Genomic DNA, 11,571 nt, shown 5'->3' on the forward strand with positions numbered 1-11,571 from the left:
CCATTTTTGAGATTGCCTGCTTCGTAATACCAAGCAATTCTCCTAACTCAGCTTGTGTCATACCCCGAAGCCGACGTACACGTTCTATTTTCCTTCGAAATGTTCTCGATGAGTCCAACAACAGTGCAGCGCTTTGGGAAGAATACCGTAGAGACGTACCCAATGGTTATGGACTAACCCAGTTCCGTTACCACCTTGAAGCAAAATACAGCAGCGGTGAAGCCTTCCACTGTTCTTAAAATGCTCCATCAGCCTGCGGGGAAGATGTATATTCGAGGGTTTGAGTGTAGCGTTTCATATTTATTTACGAGTACCGTTTGTCATTTTATATTTAGGGTTGATAGACTTTTCTTATCATCAAGGAATAATCTTGAAAAAACGTGATTCGAGCCAGTATCTGTACATTGGGTCAGAAAAAGATAGGACGTTATCTTCCTCAATAAGCGTTTCGTTTACTATCAATTGTTTTTTATTTCGCACTACGTTTGCCGAAGTTCCCATTCGGTATTTTTTGAGCGTATCTTGTGCTGTTAATTGTTTTTCGCCGGAAATAATTGCACGTAAAATATTTAATTGCAATGAGGATAAAGTCTCGGTTAGGTTTGCAAATAACAGGCTTAATTGATCCACAATGTCTTCGCGGGCGGCAGTTACGTTTTCAGTTTTGCACATTTTGTTCGTTCTAAACCAAGTTTGTTGCGCGAGTTGCTGCACGTAATACGAATGATTATCGGCGAGAGAGGCTATCAATGCCGCGTCATGGTCAGAAATTTGCTTTCCGGTATCATAAAAACGTTTTTGAATAAAATTTATCCAATGTGCAGAATCTATCTTTTTTAAGAAAAGTAAATGTCCGAATTTATAAAACGGCATGGATGGATTGGTGAAAACATCTAACAACATATGCCGTTTACTCCCATATAAACAATAGCTTACACGCGTATGATTTTGCCAATGAGCGCGCAGTTTTCGCTGAAACATTTCGGGTTGGGGAAACGAGGCAACCGACTGAAATTCATCAATACATACAATGATATTGATTTCTTTTCGATGAGCTATTTTTTCAGCTAAATCTAATATCTCGTCCGGATGTTTTTGCATTTCATCCCATCCAATTCCAAAAGAGAGTTCTGTTTGTTTGTCAGGTGAGAATGAAACGGAAGGAATCAGTCTCGATAAGAATGTTTTAGCATTTTGAACCAACTCTTCCCATTCTGATGAAGTAGATTTCAATACTTCGTTCGCCAATGCTAGATAAAACTCATTTTCGTTTCGATAATTAAAAATGTCGATAAAACAAACTTTCAATGTATCGTTTTGTTTAACAGCTTCACTTGCCGCTTTTTTCACCAACGAGGATTTGCCCCATCGACGAGGCGAAATGATTATGGTATTTACTCTTGCGTTGAAGTTTCGTTTCAATAGCATTATTTCGCTATCTCTGTCGGTAAAATCAATAGGTTCAGTAATTCGTCCGTATGTAAAAGGCACACTCTGCATAGGATATTATTTCTGCAAATATAAGTTTATTTTCCGAACTTCCAAAATGCGAACTTCCAAAATGCGAACATGTAAATATAGATAACAGGATTCCCAACACGCTGGCAATCTGCGATAGCACTTCTTCTTCAATTTCTTCCTGCTGTTCAATCTTCGACACTTCCTGCTAGCTTATACCCAGATCAGCAGCCAAAGCTTCCTGTTTCACACCAAAATACATCCGGACCCTCTGCACGTTCCGTCCGGTATGCCTTTTCCTTAATTTGTCTGTCGTTTCAGCAACCATCTTATTGTTTTTTGTGATATGTTAAATACTAAGATAATACAAATCAATTGGTTCCGAGTATAAATCAACTCTGTTTTTTATGTAAAAACACATAAGGTTTTTAAACTGAAGCTTAAACGGTTAAGTCTGGTTAAATCTATGGTTCCAGAATATCCTCCGGCTGCAGGGTAGTATAGGGACTGGCTTTCGCCTTGGCCGTCACCTTGTCCAGTAAATGTTCATCTATAAGCATTTCTATTATTTCATCAGTTTGAATTTTATGCAGTAGATAGCAACCAGCAGAGTGGCCAGTATCGCGAAAATCCACCAGCCGAGGGTAGGGTAGAGACCGATGATCAGTGCAGGGCACACTATTGGTATCCAGGACTGCCGTAAATCGAACGCTATGAATCATAAAGCCCAAGATCTTCGTCTGCATGCATCATCTCGATGAGCCGTTTCTTTTGCTCCTCTTTCATTTTCTTTTTGTAGTCAATCACATCCTCATGTTTAATGCGACGATGTTTCCCTACTTTTGTATATTCAATTTTTCCCTCCTCTAGTAATTTCACGAGATAGGGTCTTGAACATCCCGGAATTTCCGAAGCTTTTTGCGTTGTCACTTCAGTTGCAAGAGGTACTATTGAAATAGGCTTACCCTGACTCATTGCCTTTAGTATTTCGCCTAATAAATTCAATGCTTTAACAGGAAGAATAATTCTCTCCCCGGTCTCTTCAATTTCAATTTTCACCTGGTCCGATTTCAATTGTTCAATCGAGGAAATGAGAGAAGTGTAGGACTCCTGTGCTAATTTTCGCTCACGTTTGTTAGGCCTTTCTATATCATTTGTCGTTATCATAACTGTAGTTTTTAATGTTGGAACTGCAGACATAAACGAAATATTCGAATTATTTAACTAGCCTAATCCCCTAATTTTTGAAATAAAACCATCAAAAGGGGTCAATATACCGGAATATCCTCATTAGGAAATTATTACCTCAATTCCACTTTTTCTATAAACTCTTTTTCTGCAGAATAAGGGATATATTTCTTGTGTTGCAACCTTCCGATAATAATGGCAGGGTGGGTGTTAAATTTTTCAGCATACTTTCGTACATCCTCAGAGGTAAGCCTTCCTTGCGAGACTATTTCGTTTTCTTCCTGCTCCGACAACGTCCATTTAATAGCAAACTCGTCCGCTTCCTGCTCTTTCTCATTTATTTTATCGGAATATTCAATATTTTCCAAGAAGACATCTTTCTTTCCGTGTAAAAGGATATGTCCCGCTTCATGAAAAAAGGTAAACCAAAAGACATCGTTGCGTTTATATCTTCCCGTTAACTGAATAAAAGGGGTCTCATCCAGCCAGCGTGTCGCTCCGTTTATGGGAGCTTTGGGCAAACAGGGAGTATATACTACTTTAACTCCCGCCTCCAGACATAACGACTTGAGTTTTTCTTGAAAATTCGCGGGATGCTTTGCCATTAACGATTTAATGACAGGAAGTGTTTCTTTAAATCTTTTCTCCGAATAAAGGTTTTCCACTGTTAGCTCCTGGGCTTGCAGTTCTCCTTTTCGTAACCACGCGGAAATCGCGTACGGTTCGCTCGTGTGCGCCAACGAAATTCTGAAAGCAACTTTCAGGTTCCGATAGAAATAAAACTTATGCCATGCCTCCGGATTACTCATACCGAAAAAGGACAATAAGGCTTCTGTTTTTTCATTTATATTTCCCGAGGACTTTATCCATCCTTTTTTTATCATTTCTGTTAATGGAAATTTTCTTGCCCAATCTATAGACTCGTCAATGATTTCCCGTTGACGTTCTCGCGCACGGTATTCATCAAAGCTACGCTGCTTATTCATCCAAAAATGAGCAGGAATTTTGGTCACACTTTCAAATTGCACAGCCATATCAGGGGTAATTGAGCTTTCTCCTTTTAAAACAGCATTAATTGTTTTTTCCGGTTTGTCTGTACGCACAGCAAACTCTTTTGGCCCCATTTTCATCTCAGCAAGTTTCTCGGCAAGTGTCTCGCCCGGATGAAAAACCACTTGTGGAATATACCGGTTTTCTTTTTTTGCCATAACTTTATATTCTACTTGTTGTGATAATCTATTATTTCAACTATTTCCACACCTTTTATTTCTATCCATAAATAGTTGCCGTCTGGAGTAACGGGGATTGGATTTTCATGTGGCTCAAATATCAATCGTTAAGGGTGATCCAAATCACAAGCCCATTGGCCTTTTCTATCTCCTATAAGTTCATGATAGCGCCCTGGAAGTTGCCTTACGTCTTCTAATGTCTCTGCCACTTTGAGATCATTTAGCCGAATGTTTAAAAGTTTCGATCGTATAGCACCCAATTCTCTTTGGCATCTCCTGTAATCATTAGCCAGTCTTTCTAGTTTTTTGGTGCGGAATGTCAAATCCATCGCAAAGGTAATTATATTTTTAGCTAACAGGAAGTGTTATTTAAAATATTTATAATGTTTAACATGAAATACTGAAGATCAAGATTTGGACTTGCAAAGGAACCGTTTTTGATTTGATCAAATGGTGTAATCATTAACTTCGTAGTAATTGGCAACATGTCATGTATATCGGAAAAAATGCAAGGCGCATACTATCCAGCATATCCTGACGGCGCATGATTCTGTTTATTTATATAATCGCAATTGATGCCCGCGAAGAACCACAGCCCCTGAGAAGAGAAATGAAACAGCAGGAACAGCAGTGCTGCCACCCACCAGATGATTTCCTCACCCCGGATGGTGATATAGTTGTGCGAACTCCGTTCGTTCAGTTTATCGATAATATTAAATTTATCGGCAATCCTGAAGTATAACAGCTCAGCTATAAAAAGAACAGCAAATATGATTAGATAAAACATCCCAATAACATTTATTAATTATGCAATCACATTACTAAAATTCCATGCCTGAACATGTCTGATACCTTTATTAGAAGGAAAAGCAATATCATCAAGCGAAACCACGAACTTTTCATAATTATCCTCTATAGATTCCAATGGCGAGTACTCTCTTTGGATGGTCTGTTCATCAGCTAATATGTAAGAGCTTTGTATATATATTACTCTATCCTCTTTTTTTGCAACAAAGTCAATCCCTTTGTCTCTTAAAGTACCAACATAAACCTCATAACCATACCTGCGAAGCTCAATATAAATCAGATTTTCCAACTTATATCCAACACCATAACCAAATCCGGGATAAAGATAATTCTTGAAAGACAGATCATTAATGTAGTACTTACTATTTCCCGATAAAGTATCCTTGCCACGTATATCATATCGCTCAGCTCTGTGAATAATAAACGAATCCTCGATATAACCGATGTAGTTAGAAACAGTATCATAAGTTGTATTACGCCCTATCGACTTAAAATAGTTAACAATATTTGTAATTGAAATCAGATTAGAAGCATTGTTTACCAAGTAAGAAAACATATCATCCAGAAGCTTAGCCTCTCTTATATTATGTCTCTGGATAATATCACATAATAGTACTGTATCTTTAATTGCGGATTATAAATCACGCGGATAACCTGAAGCCAGGTATTCTTCATCCCAAAAATTGTATTTTCTTAAAGCCTCAAAATTTTCTTTCATACTCGAATAATTTGATGTAAATGTAGCTATTTTCTTTTATACTCGAAAATAACCATAGACTTTGTCTTATGCTTACAAAAAGCTGCACGTGTCTTGCAAGTTTTAATTAAATTATCATACATTTGCAAACTATATGTGGTTAGTTAATAAAACGTTCCCATGATTAAAACGAGAAAAGAGGCTAGAACATAAAACGGCAACAAAACGTAAACAAAAAACGAACATCATGAAAAAGAAGTGCGTTTGGTTTTTAATGGTATTACTCTTTGCGGTGGGAGAGCTCACCTTAATTGGATGCAGCAAAGACAATGAAGAGGAAGATAATCTAGGAGCTTCCCGGCCAATCCCCAACATGTTGAGCGATCTATCACTTCCCGGAGCCTTTATAAATTGGACCTTGTGGGAGAGTCACTCGTTATTTGGTTATACCATGAAAATTGAGTTCGACTATAAGGAGTGCACTTACACTCTTCAGAGAAGTGGAACAGTCGAAACCATCGCTAAATATACATACAGCTTCAAATATCCCACCATTACCCTTACTTCCATTAATGAGGATAAAGAGGTAATCACCGGAACAATCGTCAGCTATCCATTTAAAGCCGACGATATCACGTTTAAGAACTCCAAAAATGAGGCAGTCTGGATGCAGATGACACGAAAGAAGTAATCCTCAAGTGGGTCACTGTTCTGTAATCATAGCGTCCTACTTCAACTCTATAAAGAAGTTTCCGATTCTCGCATGGTGTGAATGAACATTCCTATAACCGGATGATATCTTCCGGTTGCAGGGGCACATACGGCCCGTCCTTCACCTCGAAGATCACGGTCCCGCTTTCCAGTACCTCCAGCGTATGCCATTGACCGGCAGGAATATGCACTCCATACACACCTTCAAGCGGATTAACCAAAAACTCGGTGGTAAGCACTCTATCATCATTATAAAAAAGGACCTTTATAACAGTCGACAATCCATCATTGATTTCATTCTTCGTCGTTACAAAGACTCTGTTTCCAGTGAAATCTATGGTTCCAGAATATCCTCCGGCTGCAGGGGGAGTATAGGGACTGGCTTTCGCCTTGGCCGTCACCTTGTCCAGTAAATGTTCATCTATAAGCATTTCTATTATTTCATCAGTTTGAATTTTAGGCATTAGACAGCACCCAACATAGTGGCCAGTATCGCGAAAATCCACCAGCCGAGGGTAGGGTAGAAGCCGAAGATCAGTGCAAAGAATACAAGTTGTAGTTCCCTTTCATTTTGGGATCATTCACACCGAATTCTTTCACGGGAATAAGGAGGTATTCGTTGTAGTTCCCTTTCATTTTGGGATCATTCACACCCAGGTGGATTGAAAGGTGGAGATGCAAATTGTTGTAGTTCCCTTTCATTTTGGGATCATTCACACCAAGATGTTTGCGGAATATTCACTTTAAAAAGTTGTAGTTCCCTTTCATTTTGGGATCATTCACACCAAACTTCTGGACTACATGGGCGAGTATATCGTTGTAGTTCCCTTTCATTTTGGGATCATTCACACCTGATATGAAAGAAATAGCTCAAGCATTTTGTTGTAGTTCCCTTTCATTTTGGGATCATTCACACCAGAGACGTGTTTTGCCGATACCCGCATCTCGTTGTAGTTCCCTTTCATTTTGGGATCATTCACACCTTATAGTAGACGAATTTAACAGGGCATTTCGTTGTAGTTCCCTTTCATTTTGGGATCATTCACACCGCCTGGGAGGCATGATATCACCATCCTATAGTTGTAGTTCCCTTTCATTTTGGGATCATTCACACCACGCTTCATTTCATCTCCAACAAAGCTCTGCACATATCACAATAAAGAGGATCAACATGATTGGTCGTCTGCACATACATCTTGTCATCCTTCCCCCGCTTCTTATAACCACCCCCAAGGTGTTTTATTTTTCTTGGGCTAATACTATCCACAAAAAGCTTATGGTTGTGATTTAATTTCATTTTTACATGCATACCATGCCGTTCAAACATATCGATAAAAGATTTAGATACCGCATTCTTGAGTTTTCTATCGTACTTAAGCAAGTTACGCAGCTCGTTTATCAATTCAATAAGCGAATACCTTGTACCCGACAGCTTAACCGCATCATTCCCTCCTAAATCGTCTTCAACCCGAGTAAGATAGTTAAAATGAGCTACAAAATTCCTAACATTTCGATAATCATCATACAAGAATAATCGTTTAAGTTTATCTTCAACACCATCTCCGGAAAGGTTCTTACAGTAGTGTGTTCCGTTGGAGTTTTCTTTGAGTAAATTTGAACTATTGCCGATTCCTGTTGCATTATGATCGATATTTTGGGTACTATTCTTAGCTTTGCCCGATCCTTTTATGGAATTTTTAAATTTTGGCAAACCCATATTAAAATCCAGATTGTACAACTGTTCATACTCGGAATCCGATTTACATATATATTGAAAATCCCTCTCAAACAGTGCTGTAAATCCCACCATACGCCCCAGAATCTCGATAACCAAATTGTGCAATTTGTTTAAATGAACCAGATGTAACTTGTTATCGAGCCAATTATACTTGTCAATAACGTTGCACAGAGAATAATACTCTTCAGCTTTTGCACCCATGAATTTTTTTTCAAAACAGGTTCTAGAATTGCTCTTAACCTTTCTGCTTTTTTTATCTTTCTCCTTCGCTTCGCACCACTCTGCGTGAAGCAACTCGCGCTGTTTTACCTTCCCCTCAATTTTCTCCTTCATCTCCTCCCATTCACGATAATCGTCACTCGATACCAGGAACCGATCGTCTTGCAGCATCAATTTATGAAAGAGATCACGCGTGCCATATTTCCGAAAAGTTTCCATCGATGCATGAATCACATTTTCGTCATCATCCACATTTACTCCTTCAGCAAAAAAATGAGAAAGCTTATCGGCATTCACTGTTTTTTGGCTCACAGCATCAGCTGATAAAAGACAAAGCTCAATGATTTCAATTAAGTGTGCCAGTTCATCTGTTCTAACCACCTTGTGATATTTGATCATCTCGTTCCTGATATTACTCAGATAAACGCTATTTAACATTTTACAGAAAACATAAAATGCCACATGTGATCCTTTGCCCGGATCGATTACAGTGCTGACAAGTCTTACGTAATTGCCGATCTCTTCACACAAACTGTTGCGTTCTTTTGCCCGCTCTTTTTCAGTACTACCGGTCAAACAATTTTCGGGAGAATGAACAAATTCAAAAGCCCCATCCTTCAAGAAACTATCAAAACCCTTGACAAACATTTGTAGGATAAACTTCTCAAAGTTAATTCTTTTTGCACCGTTCCCTTCCAACTCTTTCTTATTCTTTTCCATCCGTAGACTACTCTGCAGATATGCCATGTAATCATTTGCCGTTTCATTTTCGCGCATCTGTCGAACCTCACCAAATGCTTGTCTGTCGTCTTTCCCAACCTTCTCCATATGAGACCTATTGACTTCAAGCACCTGCTCGACTGTTTTTCTGAACAAGTCATTTTTATCATTGGTAAAACGGGGCAGAAAGAGATTATTGTAGATCAACTTCATAAAGAAATAACGCGCATTCCAAGCCTCCACATCATCTATATACCTATCTTTATCCTGAAAGGCAGTTAGCCCCATATCATAAAAAAGACGATTCTGGGTAGCATTCTGATAATTAACGCCTGTGCGCATTATGTTTTTAAAGCCTGGAGCAAAAGGAACGACAGACCTGTAAAGGGAGAATTTATACTTCTGAAAGAAAGACACCAGCTTCTCCTTCGGATAATACTCCAGCACCTTACCCGTCATCAATTGAAGCGAAAAAGCTTTGGGAGTATTATATATCTCGTTTTGCAGAGCAGTTGTAAATTTGGTGTCAGTATATGAGCACATGGAATTTTCCCTATATTCAAAATCAGTGATATTATATATATTTTCGATCGCACTTTTATGATAATGCGCAACCCGGTTCCTAATTTCCGAAACAGAATATCGTGCGGCATACAGATGCTTTTCCCATTCAGAGTCATCATCCATATCCTCACGACCAAAACCAAAGAAAAGTGCAAACAAATCGGAATTGCTTTTCCCTTTTTTTAAACTGACTTCAAAGCATCTAAAGCCAAGTAAATCACTTCTCTGGGTAGCATCCACTATATTACGCAAGCAGTTTGCAGCAAAAGCGCATCCTCCCAGCATGTTCAATACAAAACCTTCTGAAGTTTTTAATTCGTTCAGTATGCTGCTTGAAACATTCCTCTCATTCGGAATCAGTTTATCATCAAAACCATGCAGATTAAATTTACCCTCCCGAAGTGCAAGGCCACGCACAGCGTTTATGATCTGATGATGTAAACAACATTTTATGGTATCTGTCTGAAGATAATATTTAATTTCAGCAGTGCTGTTTCTACGCTTCGAACTCTTCACAGGGAAATAATGCTCCATATACTTCACCACCTCTGTGTTGTAAACATACAGTTGATTGTCCGCCCGGTTTATATCATACCCTTCCGCTCTTTTACCAAAAAGCTTTTTCTGATGACTCTGCAGACAAGATTTCAATAGCCTGTGATACTCATTCCCGCTCTTTTCCGTTTGCGGTACTTCCCTCAAAGAGGCCATCAAAGTATCCGTACCAAACTTTTTATGCAACCTTGCCAGATCGATTTCAGCATTCGTAAAATAATCATCCCTCCACTTCATCAATGTCTCCCGACGTCTGCTTATAGGCCCTCCATTTGTCGGGATACAATTATTGATGATCGATTTCTTAAGGAATTTACTTTTGGTCTCAACAAACCAGTTTCTCCAATCTACAAAAGGCTGCATCTCAATTACACTATGCTTTTCAATGGCATTCAGTATGAGTGTTGACAAAAGGAAAGAGACAGAAGCACCATTTTTATTGGTGTAGGTTACCTCTTTTCGGAATTTATGATTCAGAAATATCTCAATCATCTCCCTGGTTAAATATTCCGGGAACTTTATTGCTTTACGGTTCTCATTATATTTAACTGACAGTACATCATCAATAAACTGCAACAAGGAATGATATTCTTTTAATTTTTCAGAGATGTATTTATCTTCAGCATCACCTTTTAGCCCATTCTTTTTAGCCTCATGTTTCAATTCTTTTTTAAAAAACTCCTTCCTTAAAAAAGTCTTGTTTAGGATACTCAGATGAAAACTCTCCAGTTTCTGCTCAGGAATAATATCCTCCGTTCTATCCCTTTTACCAGCATCCTCCGAATAAATTAATTGACCCTTTACAGGAGAACGATGCATCAGCACTATTCTACCTTTGGTTTCTTCATTTCCCAGAACTTTTACTTTAGAGACTCTCATAATTATGGTATTCTTATTTATTACCAATCAGGCATACAATTTCACTTGTAGCTTGAGTGGATAAATGTTTATATTTCTCACTTTCATCGGGTTCAACAGTAGAGAGACAAAATAAGGCAAATGCGTCATTACCTGTTCATATGTGAAGAGTTTAGGATGCGCATATTATTTTACATACCCAACTTAAATGGTAAACGCATGATCTCAATTTTCAAAATACTGATTATAAAATTCCTTGCTTATACCCGAAGATCGATGATGATCCTCTAATATAATTTCCTATTTTATTGGATACTATTAATCTCTAATCAATTTAGTGTAAAACACTAAATTACCAAAATAATTTAAATTAACCAAATAAATGTGTAAAATTTTAATCACCTTCGTAAGGCTGCCGGGGAGACTGTCTATTGTTCATTAAAGGGTTAATATCCCAACTGTTATAGTTGATTAATACCTCATTATCTTTCTTTTATCGTTTTGATAATTCGTTTAACTGTCACTTTGATCATTTCGGAAAGAATGTTTTCATGTATAAGTTTATAAAAGAGCACCATGATCTGGTCAAATACATCGGACTATTAAATCGCTGACACCAATATGCTAACACAACACATCCTATTCACCAAGGGGAGAGTAGGGGCCGTTCTTCACCTCGAAGATCACGGTCCCGCTTTCCAGTACCTCCAGCGTATCCCATTGACTGACGGGAATATGCACTCCATACACACCTTCAAGCGGATTAACCAAAAACTCGGTGGTAAGCACTCTATCATCATTATAAAAAAGAACCTTTATAACAGTCG

General features: G+C 38.4%; 8 protein-coding genes, 3 pseudogenes and 1 CRISPR repeat array. Of the genes and pseudogenes, 1 reads left to right on the forward strand and 10 read right to left on the reverse strand.

The window, feature by feature from the left end:
- The 7 genes and pseudogenes from B3B27_RS00560 to B3B27_RS00590 form a co-directional block, all read right to left on the reverse strand.
- Nucleotides 1–124, reverse strand: a 124-nt coding sequence (locus B3B27_RS00560) for a helix-turn-helix domain-containing protein (protein ID WP_286846504.1), incomplete at its 3' end; no start/stop codon positions are given.
- 233 nt (nucleotides 125–357) lie between these two features.
- Nucleotides 358–1,500 carry an AAA family ATPase gene (locus B3B27_RS00565; RefSeq protein WP_286846489.1) on the reverse strand — a complete coding sequence of 381 codons (1,143 nt, stop codon included), beginning with the start codon at nucleotides 1,498–1,500 and terminating at the stop codon, nucleotides 358–360.
- Nucleotides 1,501–1,588: 88 nt separating this feature from the next.
- A pseudogene (locus tag B3B27_RS00570) lies at nucleotides 1,589–1,786 on the reverse strand (helix-turn-helix domain-containing protein); the annotation flags it as partial.
- 383 nt (nucleotides 1,787–2,169) lie between these two features.
- Nucleotides 2,170–2,625: an excisionase family DNA-binding protein gene (locus tag B3B27_RS00575; protein ID WP_286846491.1), complete on the reverse strand. Its 456-nt coding sequence runs from the start codon at nucleotides 2,623–2,625 to the stop codon at nucleotides 2,170–2,172.
- A 134-nt stretch (nucleotides 2,626–2,759) separates the two neighbouring features.
- On the reverse strand, nucleotides 2,760–3,854 hold the full coding sequence (locus B3B27_RS00580; protein WP_286846493.1) for an ImmA/IrrE family metallo-endopeptidase: 1,095 nt from the start codon (nucleotides 3,852–3,854) through the stop codon (nucleotides 2,760–2,762).
- Between the two features lie 637 nt (nucleotides 3,855–4,491).
- Nucleotides 4,492–4,662 (reverse strand): annotated as a pseudogene (locus B3B27_RS00585) (UDP-GlcNAc--UDP-phosphate GlcNAc-1-phosphate transferase); the annotation flags it as partial.
- Nucleotides 4,663–4,680: 18 nt separating this feature from the next.
- Nucleotides 4,681–5,316, reverse strand: a pseudogene (locus tag B3B27_RS00590) (ATP-binding protein); the annotation flags it as partial.
- A 310-nt stretch (nucleotides 5,317–5,626) separates the two neighbouring features.
- On the opposite strand from B3B27_RS00590, the gene B3B27_RS00595 reads away from it, so the two are divergent.
- Nucleotides 5,627–6,070, forward strand: coding sequence for a hypothetical protein (locus tag B3B27_RS00595; RefSeq protein ID WP_286846495.1), 444 nt, complete (start codon nucleotides 5,627–5,629; stop codon nucleotides 6,068–6,070).
- A 91-nt stretch (nucleotides 6,071–6,161) separates the two neighbouring features.
- Here B3B27_RS00595 and B3B27_RS00600 read toward each other — a convergent pair whose 3' ends face one another.
- The 3 genes from B3B27_RS00600 to B3B27_RS00610 form a co-directional block, all read right to left on the reverse strand.
- Entirely contained in the window at nucleotides 6,162–6,554 is a 393-nt protein-coding gene (locus B3B27_RS00600) for a WbuC family cupin fold metalloprotein (protein ID WP_286846498.1), read from the reverse strand.
- 88 nt (nucleotides 6,555–6,642) lie between these two features.
- Nucleotides 6,643–7,205: direct repeats of the CRISPR family, unit length 36 nt; unit sequence GTTGTAGTTCCCTTTCATTTTGGGATCATTCACACC.
- A 5-nt stretch (nucleotides 7,206–7,210) separates the two neighbouring features.
- On the reverse strand, nucleotides 7,211–10,765 hold the full coding sequence (gene cas13a, locus B3B27_RS00605) for a type VI-A CRISPR-associated RNA-guided ribonuclease Cas13a (protein WP_286846499.1): 3,555 nt from the start codon (nucleotides 10,763–10,765) through the stop codon (nucleotides 7,211–7,213).
- Between the two features lie 618 nt (nucleotides 10,766–11,383).
- Nucleotides 11,384–11,571: WbuC family cupin fold metalloprotein (locus B3B27_RS00610; RefSeq protein WP_286846501.1), on the reverse strand; the 188-nt coding region annotated here is incomplete at its 5' end.

It is taken from the genome of Proteiniphilum sp. UBA5463 (genome assembly GCF_002427225.1).
GTDB classification, from domain to species: domain Bacteria; phylum Bacteroidota; class Bacteroidia; order Bacteroidales; family Dysgonomonadaceae; genus Proteiniphilum; species Proteiniphilum propionicum.

What these genes read in the sequence shown, in the direction of transcription:
- cas13a (WP_286846499.1), bottom strand. Translation starts at nt 10,765, where the DNA reads ATGAGAGTCTCTAAAGTAAAAGTTCTGGGAAATGAAGAAACCAAAGGT.
- B3B27_RS00575 (WP_286846491.1), bottom strand. Translation starts at nt 2,625, where the DNA reads ATGATAACGACAAATGATATAGAAAGGCCTAACAAACGTGAGCGAAAA.
- B3B27_RS00600 (WP_286846498.1), bottom strand. Translation starts at nt 6,554, where the DNA reads ATGCCTAAAATTCAAACTGATGAAATAATAGAAATGCTTATAGATGAA.
- B3B27_RS00595 (WP_286846495.1), top strand. Translation starts at nt 5,627, where the DNA reads ATGAAAAAGAAGTGCGTTTGGTTTTTAATGGTATTACTCTTTGCGGTG.
- B3B27_RS00580 (WP_286846493.1), bottom strand. Translation starts at nt 3,854, where the DNA reads ATGGCAAAAAAAGAAAACCGGTATATTCCACAAGTGGTTTTTCATCCG.
- B3B27_RS00565 (WP_286846489.1), bottom strand. Translation starts at nt 1,500, where the DNA reads ATGCAGAGTGTGCCTTTTACATACGGACGAATTACTGAACCTATTGAT.